This is a genomic window from Baekduia sp. Peel2402 (assembly GCF_052567285.1).
This window is the reverse complement of sequence record NZ_CP199582.1, coordinates 5,330,064-5,346,773: the sequence shown is the minus strand read 5'-3', so window position 1 is coordinate 5,346,773 and position 16,710 is coordinate 5,330,064. Positions and strand designations below refer to the sequence as shown.

Annotated in this window: 14 protein-coding genes; 3 read left to right on the top strand and 11 right to left on the bottom strand. The window is 69.5% G+C overall.

The window, feature by feature from the left end:
* Positions 1-72: 72 nt before the first annotated feature.
* Entirely contained in the window at positions 73-1,875 is a 1,803-nt protein-coding gene (locus ACT01A_RS26010; protein WP_445150020.1) for a TolB family protein, read from the top strand.
* A gap of 2 nt (positions 1,876-1,877) precedes the next feature.
* Here the strand turns inward: ACT01A_RS26010 and ACT01A_RS26005 are convergent, their stop codons facing one another.
* The 3 genes from ACT01A_RS26005 to ACT01A_RS25995 are packed head-to-tail and all read right to left on the bottom strand — an operon-like array spanning position 1,878 to position 6,951.
* Positions 1,878-2,321 (bottom strand): DMT family transporter, encoded by a 444-nt coding sequence (locus ACT01A_RS26005; RefSeq protein ID WP_445150019.1) that lies wholly within the window; start codon positions 2,319-2,321, stop codon positions 1,878-1,880.
* A 4-nt stretch (positions 2,322-2,325) separates the two neighbouring features.
* Complete coding sequence (gene polA, locus ACT01A_RS26000; RefSeq protein WP_445150018.1) at positions 2,326-4,944, bottom strand: DNA polymerase I; 2,619 nt, start codon at positions 4,942-4,944, stop codon at positions 2,326-2,328.
* A gap of 33 nt (positions 4,945-4,977) precedes the next feature.
* On the bottom strand, positions 4,978-6,951 hold the full coding sequence (locus tag ACT01A_RS25995) for a hypothetical protein (RefSeq protein ID WP_445150017.1): 1,974 nt from the start codon (positions 6,949-6,951) through the stop codon (positions 4,978-4,980).
* A gap of 114 nt (positions 6,952-7,065) precedes the next feature.
* On the opposite strand from ACT01A_RS25995, the gene ACT01A_RS25990 reads away from it, so the two are divergent.
* Both ACT01A_RS25990 and ACT01A_RS25985 read left to right on the top strand, forming a co-directional pair.
* Entirely contained in the window at positions 7,066-8,532 is a 1,467-nt protein-coding gene (locus tag ACT01A_RS25990) for an NAD-dependent malic enzyme (RefSeq protein ID WP_445150016.1), read from the top strand.
* Between the two features lie 36 nt (positions 8,533-8,568).
* Positions 8,569-9,477 (top strand): TIGR01777 family oxidoreductase, encoded by a 909-nt coding sequence (locus ACT01A_RS25985; protein WP_445150015.1) that lies wholly within the window; start codon positions 8,569-8,571, stop codon positions 9,475-9,477.
* 377 nt (positions 9,478-9,854) lie between these two features.
* Here ACT01A_RS25985 and ACT01A_RS25980 read toward each other — a convergent pair whose 3' ends face one another.
* From ACT01A_RS25980 to ACT01A_RS25945, 8 genes are all read right to left on the bottom strand, one after another.
* Positions 9,855-10,115 (bottom strand): hypothetical protein, encoded by a 261-nt coding sequence (locus tag ACT01A_RS25980; RefSeq protein ID WP_445150014.1) that lies wholly within the window; start codon positions 10,113-10,115, stop codon positions 9,855-9,857.
* Between the two features lie 4 nt (positions 10,116-10,119).
* Positions 10,120-10,881 (bottom strand): ABC transporter ATP-binding protein, encoded by a 762-nt coding sequence (locus ACT01A_RS25975; protein WP_445150013.1) that lies wholly within the window; start codon positions 10,879-10,881, stop codon positions 10,120-10,122.
* Positions 10,878-11,636 carry an ABC transporter ATP-binding protein gene (locus ACT01A_RS25970; RefSeq protein WP_445152869.1) on the bottom strand — a complete coding sequence of 253 codons (759 nt, stop codon included), beginning with the start codon at positions 11,634-11,636 and terminating at the stop codon, positions 10,878-10,880. The genes ACT01A_RS25975 and ACT01A_RS25970 overlap by 4 nt, the downstream gene beginning before the upstream one ends.
* A 56-nt stretch (positions 11,637-11,692) precedes the next feature.
* Positions 11,693-12,916: a branched-chain amino acid ABC transporter permease gene (locus tag ACT01A_RS25965; protein WP_445150012.1), complete on the bottom strand. Its 1,224-nt coding sequence runs from the start codon at positions 12,914-12,916 to the stop codon at positions 11,693-11,695.
* Between the two features lie 49 nt (positions 12,917-12,965).
* Positions 12,966-14,024: a branched-chain amino acid ABC transporter permease gene (locus ACT01A_RS25960; protein WP_445150011.1), complete on the bottom strand. Its 1,059-nt coding sequence runs from the start codon at positions 14,022-14,024 to the stop codon at positions 12,966-12,968.
* 87 nt (positions 14,025-14,111) lie between these two features.
* A complete protein-coding gene (locus ACT01A_RS25955) occupies positions 14,112-15,386 on the bottom strand; it encodes a branched-chain amino acid ABC transporter substrate-binding protein (RefSeq protein ID WP_445150010.1) in 1,275 nt (424 codons plus the stop codon).
* Positions 15,387-15,600: 214 nt separating this feature from the next.
* Positions 15,601-15,768: a hypothetical protein gene (locus tag ACT01A_RS25950; protein ID WP_445150009.1), complete on the bottom strand. Its 168-nt coding sequence runs from the start codon at positions 15,766-15,768 to the stop codon at positions 15,601-15,603.
* A gap of 21 nt (positions 15,769-15,789) precedes the next feature.
* Positions 15,790-16,710, bottom strand: coding sequence for a hypothetical protein (locus ACT01A_RS25945; RefSeq protein WP_445150008.1), 921 nt, complete (start codon positions 16,708-16,710; stop codon positions 15,790-15,792).

Here is a 16,710-nt window from a genome sequence, read left to right as displayed (position 1 = left end):
CTGGGCGCTATTCAAGATCCGAGGTTCCACGGATGCGGACGCACCCGAGGCGGATCACCGTAGGCGTCAGCTATGCACCGACCCCTCGCGCTTGCCCTTACCGCCCTGCTGATCGCCGCGCCCACCGCTGCGGCCGCCACGTCCTCCGACAAGACGATCGACGACCGCAGCCTCTCCCACGCCGGGAAGTGGTCGAAGGTCACGTCCGCCAAGGCCAAAGGCAAGACGTTGATGAAGGCCACGCGCAAAGGCGCGACGCTGACCGCCAAGACGAAGGCGACCAAGGGCGGCGTGGTCGTCTTCCAGGTCGGCAAGGGCCGCGGGACGGTGGCGCTGTCGGTCAACGGCAAGAAGCAGAAGTCGATCTCCACCAACGCCAAGAAGACGGCGTTCAAGTCCTACAGCTTCACCGGCGCGGGCACCGTCAAGCTCACGGTCTCCAAGGTCGGCAAGGGCGTCTACGTGGACGCGATCGTGCTGAAGGGCGGCGGCACATCGACCACCGGCGGCAGCTCGGGCGGCACGACCAAGCCCGGCACCGCGCCCGGGATCCTGATCGACGGGGGCGCCGTCATCGGAACCCTCCCGCCCGTCGCGTTCGGCCCGCTGACCCAGGTCGACACCAGCTCCAGCGGCCTAGGCGGTGACGGCGGCGACGTCAACGCCGTCGCGGTCTCCCCCAACGGCCAGCACGTGGCGTTCTGGTCGACGGCGACCAACCTCGTCCCCGGCGTGAGCGACGGCCTCCCCCACCTGTACATGAAGACCTTGGGCACCGGCGCGATCCGCGTCCTGGACGCCGCGCAGGACGGGACGCTCTCCAACGACCCGTCCTCGTCCAGCGAGGCGCGCGCCGTCGCCTGGAAGCCGGACTCCAACGAGGTCCTGTTCACCTCCGGCGCGACCAACCTCGGGCCGAACGTCGGCGGGCTCTCCGCGCCGTACCTGTACGACAAGCAGATCGACGACAACTCGGTGGGCGCGCTCGCCGAGCGGGCCACCAGCCAGGCCGCCTGGTCGCCCGACGGCACGAAGATCGTCTACGGGTCAACCGGGGACTACTGCTTCCCGGCGGAGTCCCCGTGCACCTCCACGGGCGTGAGCGACTCCAAGTTGTACGTGCTGAACCTGAGCGACTTCAAGCACATCCCGGTCAGCGCGACCCAGAGCGGCGTGCAGCCCACGCCCAACGGCGGCCCCAACGGCAGCTACCACCCGGTCTGGTCGCCGGACTCCACGAAGGTCGCCTTCGAGTCCGACAGCCCGCAGCTGATCGCCGGCGACACCAACGTCGCCCAGGACATCTTCGTCAAGGACATCAACACGCTGGCGATCACGCGCGTCTCGACGACGCCCTCCAGCGCCCAGTCAAACGGCGCGGCCGAGTGGCCCGCGTGGTCGCCGGACGGCACGCGGATCGCCTTTGACTCCAAAGCCGACAACTTCATCGCCGGGGACAACAACTCGGGCGAGGACGTCTTCGTCAAGAACCTCGCCAGCGGCGCGGTGATCGCCGCGTCGGCCAAGCCGTCGGGCGAGTTCAAGGTGTTCTCGCACCGCGTGCCGAAGTGGTCGCCGGACGGGACGCGCATCTCGTTCAACTCCAAGTCGGTGGACCTGATCGACGGCTACCTCGACAACAACCAGCGCGAGGACGTCTACGTCCGCAACCTGGCCACGGGTGCCGTCCAGGTGATCTCAGTGCGGCCTGACGGCGTCATCGGCAGCGGTGACTCGTCGCAGTGGGGGATCTACGGCTCGACCGGCGGCTGGCTGCCCGACGGCCACGGCCTGATCTTCCTGTCGCGGTCGACGAACTTCTCCAACGACAACAACGCCTTCAGCGAGAGCCTGTTCCTGAAGTCCGGCCTGTAGGCCTAGTTCTTCACGACCAGGAGCACGCCGAGCGCGAGCAGGATCACTCCGACGATCCGCGTCGGGGTGATCACCTGCTGGGTGACGCCGAACCAGCCGAACTGGTCGATGAGGACCGCGACGGTCAGCTCGCCGGCGATCGTCGCGGCGATCACGCCGCCGGTGCCCAACGAGCGGACGCTGAGCAGCGCCATCGTGACGTAGCCCGCGCCGAGGATGCCGCCGGTGAGGTAGATCGCGTTGACCTCGCCGACCGCGCCGATCCGGCCCAGGCCGCCGCGCGCCAGCACCGCCGCGACGAACAGCACGACGGTCCCGACGGCAAACGACACGAACGCGCCTTGCAGCGCGCCGACCGCGTGGCCGAGCCGCGAGTTGATCGGCGACTGCAGCGCGATGAAGCCTCCGGCGATCACCATCAGGATCGCCGCGACACCGCGATCCATCGGCCTACTTCGCCTCCAGCCAGGTGACCCCAACGCCGGCGTCCACGGCCAGCGGCGGCGTGCGGTCGCCCCACGGCGCGATCATCTCGCGCTCGACCAGCGCCTTGACCTGCTCGGCCTCCTCGGGCGGGCCCTCGAACAGGAGCTCGTCGTGGATCGTGAGGATCATGCGCGTCGTCAGGTCCGACGCCTCCAGCGCGTTGTGCACGGCGATCATCGCGAGCTTCATGACGTCCGCCGCGGTGCCCTGGATGACCGTGTTGACCGCGAGGCGCTCGCCGAGCGTGCGCACCTGGTAGTTGCGGGCCCGCAGCTCGGGGATCTGCCGGCGGCGGCCGAAGAGCGTCACGACGTAGCCGCGCTCCTTGGCCTCCTCGATCGTCGTCGCCATGAACGCGGCGACGCGGGAGAAGCGCTCCAGGTAGGCGTCGATGAACGCCTTGGCCTCCTCGCGGGCGATGTTCAATCGGTCCGCCAGGCCGTAGTCGCTCAACCCGTACACGATCCCGTAGTTGATCATCTTGGCCTTGGAGCGGTCCATCGGCGTCAGCTCCGCCGCCGGCTTCTCGAAGACCGTCGACGCGGTCGCGGTGTGGACGTCCTCGCCCTTGATGAAGATCTCCTTGAGGACCTCCTCATCCGCGATGAAGGCCAGGACGCGCAGCTCGACCTGCGAGTAGTCGGCGGAGACCAGCACGTTGCCGGGCGCGGCCTCGAAGCAGCCGCGGATCTCGCGGCCCAACTCGGTGCGGACCGGGACGTTCTGCAGGTTGGGGTTGATCGACGCCAGGCGGCCGGTCGTCGCCGCGGCCTGCACGAAGGTGGTGTGGATGCGCGACTCGGCGTCGGTCATCTGCGGCAGGACGTCGAGGTAGGTCTTCATGAGCTGGTTGAGCTCGCGCCAGCGCTCGACCTTGGGGATGATCGGGTGCTCATCGCGGATCGCCTGCAGCACGCGCGCGTCGGTCGAGAACCCGGTCTTGCCGCGGCGCTTGCGCGACAACCCCAACTTGTCGAACAGGATCGCGCCGAGCTGCTGGGGCGAGCCGATCGTGAACTGGTCGTCGGCCAGCTCGAAGATGTCGCGCTCCAGGTCGGCGATCTCGTCCTGGACCCGCACCCGGATCGCCGCGAGGCGCTCCTTGTTGAGGCGCACGCCCGCGATCTCCATCGCGCGCAGGACCGGGACCAGCGGCAGCTCGACCTCGTCCATGAGGCCGGTCAGGCCGCGGTCGTCGAGCTGCTCGCGCTGCCAGGCGGCCAGCGCCTGCAGCAGCGCGGCGTCGGCGGCGATCGGCTCCGTGCCCTCGTCGGCCTTCAGGCCGCGCTCCTCGCAGATCTCGGCGAACGGGAAGCCGCGACGGGCGGGCTCCAGGAGGTAGGCGGCCAGCAGCGTGTCGTGCGTGAGGTTCTTGGGGATCGCGCCCCAGGCCTTGGCGTCGTGAGCGATCACCGGGCGGTCGCCCAGCACGGCGACGAGGTCGGCCGGGTCGGCAACCGTGCCGAAGATCGCCTCCTCCCCCACGACCGCGCCGAAGCGCCAGTCGGGGTCGGGCGCCAGCAGCTGACCCTCGGCGATCTCGGGCGCCGTGAAGGCGATCGCGATCTCGGCCTCGGCGCCGCCCAGCGCGCGGACCTCGGCGGGCGTGCCCTCCCGCGCGCGCACGCGGACCGTGGCGGCTTCGGCGGGGATCGAGGACGGAACGCCCGTGTCGTCGTCGGCGGCGAGCGCCTCTTCCAGGCGCGCGAGCGGCGCGCGCAGCTCGAACTGGCGGAAGACGTCGCGCAGCGTGGAGCGGTCCGGCTCGCGCACGGCCTCGGCGGCCGGGTCGATGTCGACCGGGATGTCGCGCATGATCGTCGCCAGCTGCTTGGAGACGCGCGCGTCGTCGGCGTGGTTGACGAGGTTCTCCTTGCGCTTGGCGCCGGAGATCTCGTCGACGGAGGCCAGCACGGTCTCCAGGTCGCCGAACTTGTCGAGCAGCTGGGCCGCGGTCTTGTCGCCGATGCCCGGGACGCCGGGGATGTTGTCCGACGTGTCGCCCTTCAGGCCATAGAAGTCCGGGATTTTCTCCGGCGCCAGTCCATAGCGATCGATGACCGCCTGGTAGTCGTACAACTTGGTGTCGGTGATCCCGCGGCCCGTCGCCATCACCCGGACCTTCGAGTCCGGGTCGATCAGCTGGAAGATGTCGCGGTCGCCGGTGACGATCACCACCGGCACGTCCTGCGCGCGCGCTTTCTCGGCGATCGACGCGATGACGTCGTCGGCCTCATAGCCGTCGACGCTGACGTTCTTGTAGCCGAACGCCTCGACCAGCGGCGCCAGGTGCGGCCACTGCTCGCGCAGCAGATCCGGCCGCGACTGCCGCGTCGACTTGTAGTCGGCGCTGACCTCCTTGCGGCCCGAGTGCCCCGCGTCCCACACCACGATCGTCGGCTTCTGCCCATGCTCGGTCAGCAGCTTCACGAGCATCGACGCGAACCCGAAGATCGCGTTCGTCGGCACACCCGTCGACGTCGCGATCGACTCCGGCAGCGCGAAGAACGCCCGGTAGGCGAGCGAGCTCCCGTCGATCAGGTAAAGCTCGTCGTGGGCAGCGGCAGACCCGTTCTCGGACATCGCCACTGACCCTATCGTCGCGCGGGCGTCGAGTTAGGGCAGCGGCGCGGCCTGGACCTGAGGCAGGCCGACCTCGGGCAACGGCTCGACCCAGGCGAGCGTATCGCCGGCCAGCGTCATCGTCCTCCCGTACCCGGTGCGAGCGACCGCGCCCGGGACCGCGCGCGGCGATCCGAGCGGCGTGCCCGCCACGTCGAGGCGCAGGCCCCGGACCGTGCCATCGCCGTCCCGAGCCTGAGGGTGGAGGAAGGCGACGCCCCAGCCGCCGCCGGGCAGCGCGCTCGCCGCCAGGTGGGCCGTCGCGTCGAAGCTGGAGCCGTCGTCCTCGACCGCCTTCCGCAGGCGGAAGTCCGCCAGCGTCACCGGCGCCCGATCCAGCGGCGCGCTGGGGTCGTAGACCCACGCGCGGACCACCGCCCGGGTCTCCCCTCGCTCGGACCACAGGAAGAGCACGCGCCCGTCGGCGGCGACCGCCGCAACCTGCGTCTCGACCATCGGGAGCACCGGCGGCTGGCTGACCTCGGGCCCGGTCGATCGCCCGTCGCCCGTCAGCCGGACGACCGCGATGCCGCCGCTGCGCGAGCCGCCGAAGAGCACGAGCGCCCCGTCGGCCAGGACGACCGGCTGTCCGGAGTCCTCCCCAAAGCGTACGTCAGCCGCGACGCGACGGCCGTCGGCACCGATGCGCACCAGCATCCCCTTGCCGGTGACGATCGTCGCCGCCGCCGCGTTCGGGGGAGCGGCCAGGATCGTCGGCTCCGCCCCGTCCTCGGGGTTGCTGACGCCGCGGTCGACGACCTGCGCAGGCCCACGCGGGTGACCGTCCGCATCGAGCGGGATCGCGCGGACGCTCATCGTCGCGACGTCCTGCTCGATCGCCAGCAGGCCGCCTGCCAGGGCGACGAGGCCGCCGTCGACGAGCATCCAGTCGCGCCGGGAATCGGCGTCCTCGGCGACGACCGGCCCGACGGGCGCGCCGTCCACGACCGTGCGGACGGCGTTCTTCAGGCCGGTCGTCCAGCCGACCAGCGCACCGCCGCCCGGACGCGGCGCGGCGACGATCGTGTTGAAGTCGGCGCAGTCCCGGCGCGACCAGAGCGGCGGCGGGGTCAGGCAGGTGGCGGGCACCGCCCGCCCGCTCACGGACGGCCGCGCCGCTGGCGCCGGCCACGTCGCGGTCGCGGTCGGCGCGTCCACATCGATGGGCGGATCGACCCCGACGGCGCGATAGAAGGCGCGTGAGGGCTTGACCAACCGCCACCGGCCCTTCACTCGGACGGCCTGCAGCGTGTCGGTCGTGCGGCGCGTGCGCAGCGCATAGCCCTTGCGCCCGGTCCGCACCGTGCGCGTGATGGCGATCCTCGCGTCCAACCGCGCGCGACTCGCCCCGGATAGATGCACCACCAGCCCAGCCAGGCGCAGCGTGCCGGGAAGGTCGGTGGGAAAGGCGCGACATGCCCCGGCCTGGCCGCCGAGCGGCGCGCCCGGCGCGAGCAGGTCGCAGAGGAAGTCGTTCCCGGAGAGCGCGAGCAGCTCGTCGTCGGCCAGGCGGCGGAGCGCCGCGGCGCGGCCCTTCGGGGCGAGGTCCGTCGTGGACGTCGTCGGCGTGCCGGGGAGCGCGCCCGCGGAGATGACCCTCCACCGCCCGCCCGCGTGGCCCAGCACCACGCGCGCTCGGATGGCGTCGGGGCGGCCCGACTCGATCGCGACCGTCTCGACGACCGTGCGCGCCAGCGAACCGCGGCGCAGGACGGGCGCGATCCGCACGCGCCGGAGGGAGAGGGCCTTGAGCTCCCCGCTCACCCACCCGCGGCAATTGGCCATCGGCACCGACGCCGGGCGCTGGGACATCGCGCACACCGTCTGCGCGTCGCCGCGGTCCACGGCCGCGAGGTACGCGCGCACGGTCGCCTCCGGCGTCCGCGGCGCGGTCTTCGCCTGTGCCGAAGCGGGCGCCGCCAGCGCCCCGATCGCGAAGACGGTCCCCATCCAATGCATCCTGCTCACCGAAATCAGGTTAGATGGCGCGTCGGCGGTCCTGGACGAACCGCCCAACTGGCATACAAGTAGACAGTCGGGCTGGCCGCTGCGGCCGGTGATTCCGTCGTATTGTCCGAGCAGATGTCGCCCTCCCCGTCCGCCCAGTACAGCCTCACGATCCGCGTCGAGATCGCCGATCGGCCCGGGATGCTCGGGCTCGTAGCGAGCGCGATCGGGCAGGCGGGCGCGTCGATCGGGTCCATCGACCTGGTTGAGGTCAAGGAGGACGTGCTGCTACGCGACATCACGGTCGATGCGACCGGCGCGGAGCACTGGGATCAGATCGTCGCGGCGCTGAACGGCCTGGACGGCGTCTCGGTCGTCGACACGACCGACCGCACGTTCCTGCTGCACATCGGCGGCAAGATCGAGCAGGCCAACAAGTCACCGCTGAAGACGCGCGCGGACCTGTCGATGGCCTACACGCCGGGCGTCGCGCGTGTGTGTATGGCGATCCACGACGATCCCGACAAGGCCTTCCAGTACACGATCAAGCGCAACACGGTGGCCGTGGTCTCCGACGGCACCGCCGTGCTCGGCCTCGGCGACATCGGCCCGCGCGCCGCCATGCCGGTGATGGAGGGCAAGGCGATGCTCTTCAAGGAGTTCGCCAACGTCGACGCGTTCCCGATCTGCCTGGACACCAAGGACCCCGACGAGATCGTCGCCGCGGTCAAGGCGATGGCCCCGACGTTCGGCGGGATCAACCTGGAGGACATCTCGGCGCCGCGCTGCTTCGAGATCGAGGACCGCCTGAAGGCCGAGCTCGACATCCCCGTCTTCCACGACGACCAGCACGGCACCGCGATCGTCACGCTCGCCGCGCTGATCAACGCCTGCAAGCTGACCGGCAAGTCGCTGGCCGACCTGCGCGTGCTGATCATCGGCCTCGGCGCCGCGGGCGTCGCGGTCACCAAGATCCTGATGGAGGCCGGCGTCCGCCACATCATCGGCGCCGACTCGCGCGGCGTGCTGGGCGTCGACCGCGGCGACTACCAGGACGGCTCGATGCCGCCGATCAAGCGCTGGTACGCGGAGTCCACCAACCCGGAGCGCCTCGGCGGCACGCCGGCGTCGGTCATCGACGGCATCGACCTGCTGATCGGGCTGAGCGGCGCCAAGGTCTTCCCGGCCGACGCACTCGCGCGCATGAACAAGGACGCGATGGTCTTCGCGATGGCCAACCCGACGCCCGAGGTCTCGCCCGAGGAGGCCGCGCCCTACGCGCGCATCGTCGCCACCGGCCGCTCCGACTACCCCAACCAGATCAACAACGTGCTCGCGTTCCCCGGCGTCTTCCGTGGCGCGCTGGACGTCCGCGCCCCGCAGATCACCGAGGCGATGAAGATGGCCGCCGCGCGCGCGATCGCCGACATCGTCCCGGAGTCCGAGCTGCGCGAGGACTACATCATCCCTTCGGTCTTCAACCGCGACGTCGCGCCCGCCGTGGCCGACGCGGTCTCCGCTGAGGCCCGCCGCGCCGGCGAGGACCGCGCCGGGGACACGATCGGGTTTGCGGCGCTGGACATCGAGCAATTGCGGAGTTGATCGCGGGCCGCCGGGGCATCCGTATAGGCGATGAAGATGAACGTCACCGTCACCGGCGCCACCGGCCTCATCGGCTCCAAGCTCGTCCGCGTCCTGCGCGACCGCGGCGACGACGTCACGGTCCTGTCGCGCTCACCCGACAAGGCGCAGGCCCTGCTGGGCGTGGCGGCCATCGAATGGGATCCGCTCGCCGGCCCCGCGCCCGAGGAGGCGCTGCGCGGCCGCGACGCGATCGTGCACCTGGCGGGCGAGCCGGTCGCCCAGCGCTGGAACGACGACGTCAAGCGCCGCATCCTCGAGAGCCGCGAGACCGGCACGCGCAACCTCGTTGCGGGGCTACGGCAGATCCGGCCGGCCGACGGGCCCAAGGTGCTCGTCTCTTCCTCGGCCGTGGGCTACTACGGCAAGCACGGCGACGAGCGCGTGCCGGAGTCCTCCCCACCCGGCGACGACTTCCTGGCCGGCGTCTGCGTCGCTTGGGAACGCGAGGCCGATGCGGCGGCCGAGAACGGCCGGCGCGTCGTCAAGATCCGCACCGGCGTCGTCCTCGACAAGGACGGCGGCGCGCTGAAGACGATGCTGCCGCCGTTCAAGCTCGGCGTCGGCGGCCCCGTCGCCGGCGGCGACCAGTACCTGCCGTGGATCCACGTCGACGACCTCGTCGGCCTCTACCTCCACGCGCTCGGCGACGACGGCTGGTCCGGCGCCTACAACGGCGCCGCGCCCGAGCCGGTCACCAACAAGGCCTTTAGCAAGGCGCTCGGCCGCGCCCTGCACCGTCCCGCGTTCGCGCCCGTCCCGGCCTTCGCCATCAAGTTGCTCTACGGCGACATGGCCGAGATCGTCACCGAGGGACAACGCGCGGTGCCCGAGCGGCCGCTGGAAGGCGGCTACGCCTTCCGCCACGCCGATCTCGACGCGGCACTGCGCGACGCGCTGAGCTAACAGCGCGCCGCCGCCGCCGGCTCTTGCGGCGTTCGGCACGGGGCGTTCGTGGTGCCGCGGGACGTTGGAGAGGGGCATCGAGAGAGAAGTGGGTGGCGTGGCCACCGCTGGTGGGTTGCCTCGATCGCCGTGCCGGGCTCGGGTGGGCGATTCGGGACCGAAGCGACACGCTTCGCATCTAACCCGCGATATGCGCGGGTTGGATGCGACTCATGTTCATTCGGGCCCGAACTCGCCCTCGGACCCGGCACGAGCACCAAGGAAGGCCAAGGACGGTCGCCACGCCCTCGCTCCTCTCTCCCTCGATGCCCTCTTCAACGCCGCGCGCACCGCAACCGCCCGCGCTGAACGCCGCCAACGCCAAGCGCCCCAAGCGCCTAGACCGCCGTCGGCTCCTCGCCCTCGTTGGCGGCCTCGCGGCGCTTCTTCTGGACCCAGGGCGAGTCCGGCTTGGGCGGCACGATCAGCCAGATGACGAGGCCGACCACCGAGAGCAGCAGGCCGCAGCCCAGGCCCCACTTCTCGCCGTAGCCCTTGCGGGCCGAGAGCTCGGAGGCGCCCCAGGCGGATCCGAGCCACAGGTAGAGCAGCCAGAACGCCTTGGAGCCGAGCGCGGCGATGATCAAGGAAGCGGTCATTGGATCAGGTCCCCAGGTATGCGGCCATGACGCGCTCGTCGGTGCGCAACGAGGCCGAACTGTCGGTCAACGCCACCGTTCCGGTCTCCAGCACGTAGCCGCGCGTAGAGACGTCCAGGGCGTAGTTGGCGTTCTGCTCCACGAGCAGGATCGTGACGCCCTGCGCGTTGATCTCGCGGATGATCTCGTAGATCTTGTCCACGATCACCGGTGCAAGGCCGAGCGACGGCTCGTCGAGCAGCAGCAGCGTCGGCTGGGCCATCAGCGCCCGGCCCATCGCGAGCATCTGCTGCTCACCGCCAGACATCGTGCCCGCCTTCTGCTTCTCGCGCTCCTTCAAGCGCGGGAACAGCTCGTACACGCGGTCCATGTCCGCGCGGATCCCCTCCGGGTCGCGTCGCGTGAACGCGCCCATGTCGAGGTTCTCGCGGACGGACATGCGCGGGAAGATCCGCCGGCCCTCGGGCGAGTGAGCGATGCCCAGCGCCGCGACCTTGTGAGCGGCCAGACCGGTGATGTCCTCGCCCTGGTAGGTGATCCGGCCCTGGCGCGGCGGGACGATCCCCGAGACCGAGCGCAAGGTGGTGGTCTTGCCGGCGCCGTTGGAGCCGATCAAGGTCACGACCTCGCCCTCGTAGACCTCCAGCGAGATCCCCTTCAGCGCCTCGATCGCGCCGTAGTAGGAGTGGATGTCCTGCACCTCCAGGACCAGCTTGCCCCGGCCGTCGGGGCTCGTCGTCGTGACCGACGTCTCGGGCGTGCTCATGCCTGGCTCCCGAGGTAGGCCTCGATGACGCGCGGGTTCTGCCGCACATCCTTCGGCACGCCCTCGGCGATCTTCTCGCCGTGGTCGAGCACCGTGATGTGGTCGCTCACGTTCATGATGACCTTCATGTCGTGCTCGATCAGCAGGATCGACATGTCGCGCTCGGTGCGCAACCGCTCCATCAGCACCCGCAGCTCCTCAGACTCCTTGGCGTTCATGCCCGCCGTCGGCTCGTCCAACAGCAACAACTTGGGATCCGACGCCAACGCCCGCGCGATCTCCAACCGCCGCTGATCGCCGTAGGGCAGGTTCATCGCCAGCTCGTCGCGGCGCTTGAGCCCGACGAAGTCGAGCAGCTCACGTGCCCGCTCGCGCCCAGCCTTCTCCTCCCGCCGTACGTATGGCGTGCGGAGGATCATGCCGGTCACCCGCGCCTTGAGCCGCGGATGCATCCCGACCTGGACGTTCTCGGTCGCCGTCATCGTCCGGAACAGCTTGATGTTCTGGAACGTGCGGGCGATGCCCGCCTGCGTGACGATGTCCGGCCGCTTTGCGGTGATGTCGGTCCCGTCGAACGTCACCCGGCCGGTCGTCGGCCGGTACAACCCCGTCAGGCAGTTGAAGAACGTGGTCTTCCCCGCCCCGTTGGGCCCGATCAGCGACACGATGGCCTTGCGCGGCACGACGAAGTTGACGTCGTTGACCGCGACCAGGCCGCCGAACACCTTCGAGATGCCCGCGGCGTCGAGGAGCACGTCCTCCGGCTTGATGTCGGCGGCGACCTCGTCGACCGCGCTGAATTCCGGCTGGCTCACTTGCGCACCTCGTACATCTGGGACATGTCGCCGACGGCGCCGGTGTCCTCCGCCGACCCCTCGATCTCGGCCTCGTGTAGCTCGAGCCTCCGTCTGCCAGACGGGATGAGGCCCTCGGGCCGCAGCACCATCATCACCAGCAGGAAGAACCCGAAGATGCCGAACGAGATCGACGTCACGTCGAAGCCCAGCGGCTCGGACAGGCTGTTCAGCTGAGGCAGGCCGTAGCGGTTCATCATCGACAACGCGACGGCGCCGACGATGACGCCCCAGATGTTGCCCATGCCGCCGACGATCACCATCGCCAGGACGAAGACGGAGAACCCGAACTCGAACTGGTCGACGTTGACCGTGTTGTTGTAGGAGCCCAGGAAGACGCCCGCAAAGCCGCCGAACGCGGCGCCGATGGCGTAGGCCCACAGCTTGGTCCGCACCAGGTTGACGCCCATCGACGCGGCCGCGACCTCGTCCTCGCGGACCGCGATCCACGCACGGCCCAGACGCGAGTCGCGCAGGCGGCGGTTGACGAAGATCGTGAACACCACCATGCCGAGCGCCACCCAGTACGCGGGTTTCAGATTCGCGTCCGTATAGAGGATGTCGTGCGAGAAGGGCAGGTTGATGGTGTCGATCGGCGTGATGCCCTGACGGCCGTGCGAGAAGTCCGTCGAGCCGATGCCGAACAGGCCGCTCGTGGAGTTCTCGAAGATGCGCGGCACGATCTCGCCGAAGGCCAGCGTCACGATCGCCAGGTAGTCGCCCCGCAGCCGCAGCGTCGGCGCGCCGAGGAAGACGCCCCACAGCGCGGTGATCGCCATCGCGATGAAGAGCACGATGAAGAAGTTGATGTGGATGCCGGCGATGTCCAGCCGGCCGCCGCTCAGCTTGGGCTGGAACGTCGAGCGGTCGGACACCAGGATGTGGATGCCCTTGCCGCCGTTGACGTCCGGGAACTGCTGGGAGCCGAACCAGCCGATGACGAAGGCGCCGATCGCGTAGAACGCGACGTAACCGAGGTCGAGCAGGCCGGCGAAGCCGACGACGATGTTCAGGCCCAGGGCCATGATCACGTAGGCCAGCGTCTGGATCGACGCGTCGAGCAGGTCGCCCGAGCCGATCAGGATCGGGAAGAAGATCGCGACGACGAGCGCCACGAGCATCCAGGCCGTCGGCGGCAGGACACGTGCGAGGGAGTCCCAACTGCTGCGCAGGTTGCTCATCGAACGTGCCTCACCTTCTGTCGACCACTGGCGACTGCAACGTTCGACCTCATCCTTCTCGCGTCTCCTCACCGAAGAGGCCCTGGGGACGGAAGACCATCACCAGGATCAGGATCCCGAACACCACGGCGGGCGTCCACGCCTCGCCGAGCCGGAGGCCCAGGAAGTTGCCACCGTCGGATATCGCTTGGATCACACCGATGATGAGGCCGCCGATGACGGCGCCCTTCAGGTTGCCGATGCCACCCATGACCGCCGCGGTGAAGGCGATCAGGCCGGCCGTGAAGCCCATGTTGAAGCGGACGGTCAGGTTGTAGAGCGCGTAGATCAGGCCCGCCGCGCCCGCCATCGCCCCGCCGAGCAGGAAGGTGAGGCTGATCGTGCGGTCGACGTCGATGCCCATCAAGCGGGCTGCGTCCGGGTCCTGCGCGGTCGCGCGCATCGCCTTGCCGTGCTTGGTGTTGTTGACGAACCACAGCAGGCTCATCAGCAGCGGGACCGTGATGACGACGGCGAAGACGTCGGAGTGCAGGACGTCGACGTCGAAGATCGTGAAGTACTTGGCGTGGGACCCGATCAGGTCGGGCACCTGGTCCGGCGTCGGCCGCCACAACAGGCCGACGTTCTGCAGGATGAAGCTCATCCCGATCGCCGTGATCAGCGGCGCGAGTTTGGGCGCGTTTCGCAGCGGCCGGTAGGCCGCGCGTTCGATCAGCACGTTCAGCGTCGCGCTGGCGAACATCGAGCACGCCAGGAAGACGATGATCGACACGATGATGAGCACGAGGCTCGTCTGATCGGTGACGCCGAAGGTCTGCCACAGCGACAGCGACACGAACGCGCCGATCATGAACACCTCGCCGTGGGCGAAGTTGATCAGCTCGACGATGCCGTAGACCAACGTGTAGCCGAGCGCGATCAGCGCCCAGACCATGCCGTTGGACAGGCCCGTCTTGACGTTGTCGAGCGTCGCGGTGGGCTCGTAGATGAACTGCGCCACGAGCGCGCCGAAGAGCAGCAGCGGCAGCGCGTAGGCGTTGAGGACATCGCCGGCCTTCCGTGCCGGGGGCGGCGCGGAGGCGGTCTCTGTGATGGATGCGGCTTCCATGGTGTGGGGGTCCGAGGGACGGGACGGTGGCAGAGGCCGGACCGGGGCGCGCGGTGGCGCCCCGGCCGACCTTCAAGCCGCGCGAACCTAGGAGGTCGCGGCCTTGATGACCTTGTCGAAGGTGAGCTTGCCGCCTTCGATGCGGTTTCCGCCGTAGTCCGACAGCGTCGTGTCGCCGTTCTCGTCGATCGAGTAGGTGCCCAGGACGGACTCCCGGTTCTTGATCTTGTAGAACGCGTCGATCACGGCCTGCTTGTCGTTGCCCTTGTCACCAGCGTCGGTGATGGCCTGCAGGGCGATGCTCATCGCCTCGTACCCGTAGATCGCGTAGGGCTCCGGATCGGCGCCGTACTTGGCCTTGTACTCCTTGAAGAAGTCCTGCCCGGACTGCGGGTAGAGCTTCGGGTCAAGGGTCGGGTTGGTGATGTACGTCTGCTTCTCGGCCTTGGAGCCGATCTTCTCGGAGAACGCCGACTCCGCGACGCCGTCAGGGCCGAACAGCTTGGCCGACGGGATCGTGGCGTTGAGGTCCTTCCACAGCTGCACCGCGTTGTTCTGCGTGATGCCGCCGAAGAAGATGCAGTCGGCGCCCTTGGCCTTGATCGTGCCGGCCAGCGCGCGGTAGTTCGCGGCCTTCGGGTCGATGCCCTCGTTGCCGATGACCGTCAGGCCCTGGGCCTTGGCGATCGGGGCGACCTGGTCGGCCAAGCCCTTCCCGTAGACCTCCTTGTCGTTCAGGATGAACAGCTGCTTGCAGCCGTTGTCCTTCTGGTAGGAGACCTGCGCCGCGGCCTGGATGTGGTCCGCAGGGACGACGCGCCCGTAGGTGCGCTTGCCCGTGGGGTAGTACTTGTCCGGCTCGCCCTTGTCGGCACCCTGCGAACGGGTCAGGCCGACGGCGGTGTTGGACGGGGAGACCTGCAGGATCCCGGCCTCATTGAGGATCGGGAGCGAGATCGCCGTGGCGCCGGAGTTGAACTCGCCGAGGTAGGCGATCGTGGTCTTGTCCTGCGCCGCCTTACGGGCGTCGCCAGAGGTGGCGCCCGGGTCCCACTTGCCGGCCGCCGCCGTGGCGTCGTCCAGCTTGACGAACTTGACGGTGAACTTGCCGGCCTTGTTGCCGGCCTTCTCGAGCGCCAGCTCCTCACCGTTGTTCACGGAGACGGACTGCGGGCGAGAGTCGCCCTGCAGCGGCAGGCTCGAGTAGATGGTGACGGTGGAGCCGCCGGACGACGAGCTCTCGCTCGTGGTCGAGGCCCCGCTGCCGCCGCTGCTGTCGTCGTCGTCACTGCCACAGGCAGCAACACCGAACGACAAAGCGGTCAGCAGGCAGCTCGTGGCTGCCAGATGACGTACGCGCAACGTATCCCCTCCTCAAGGGATCGATTCCGGAGAGAGCGCGAGTCTAAACAGGGACACCGACGCTGCGCAATGGTCACCCCTCCACACCACAAGGTGGAAATGTGGGTTGACCACTGTGCGGGTGCTACAGAGTCCCCCAAATTACGAGCCGGGCGTGGCCGATCTCGACACCTGGGACGGTGTCGGAGGCGCCTGGCCAGCGGTGGCGCCGGCGCTAGCGCTGCTTGCGCTTTGCCGGGCTGTACTTCGAGAGCGTGTGAACGGTCACCGCGATGATCATCAGCAGCGCGGCGAGCAGGAAGCTGTCCAGCGCCTTGGCGCCCAGGGCCCAGAGGACGATCCAGAGCGACAGCGATGCGGTGATGGCGTACGCGAGTCCCATGTCGGACCGGATCTTATCCTTCTAGGCAGCGAGACGACGTGTCGCCGGGTCGTAGCGGACAGTGGGTGTGACGAGGTGATGGACCCCGCCAACCCAGCGGTCCAACGGCGGGAGCAGATCGAGCGCGTCGGCTTGTTCGTTAAGAACGCGTTGTCCGTCCTCGGTGAGCGCGAACGCGCCGTCCTCGGTGCGATCTAAGAGCTGAGGTTGGAGACGACGGGCGCGGTAGAGCAGGGTCGCGTCGCCGTGGAAGGGCCGTTCCTCACGCGCTTGGGTGGCAGCGAACAGCGCCGGGCCGTGGAGCGGCCGGGCCTGCACGGCTTCCAGGAGCTGGCGCTCGGTGCGACTGAGACCGTCGGTGGTGAACGGGTGCTCCTCGAGCAGGCGCTGGAGGGCGGGCGCGACGTCGGGCAGGTTCGGCGTGCCGGCGCTCATCGCGATCTGCTCGACGGCGCGCGGGTCGGGCGCGGTGAAAGCGGCCCAGGCGGTGGCGGCGAAGGCGTGGTCGCTGTCGCGCAGCGAGGCGGCGCGGGCGAGGCGGTCGCGCAGGAACGTGCGCGGGCCGCGTGGGAGCTTGACCAGCTGGACCGGGCCCAGCGGGCGGGAGCGGCGCGTGGGCGTGTCGCCGGTCGCGAGGCGGTCGAGGATCTGCAGGAGCTGGAGCTGGTCGTAGAGGTCGTCCTCGAACCAGAGGATCAACTTGGTGGAGAAGTCGACGGCGTCCAAGCGCGCGTCGCGCGCGGCGAGGCGGGCGCGGGCGGTCGCGAGGTCGGAGAGGCCGGCGTCGGCGAGAAACTGGGCGCGTGTCTCTCTGAGCGGCTCGGGTGGCTGGGCCGGGACCGGGCCCTCATGCAGGACGTCGTCCCAGGTCAGCGTCTCGCCGCCCAGCGTCTGCAGGTCGTGAGCGGCGTGGGAGCCGTTGGTGACGTGCAGGACGGCCAA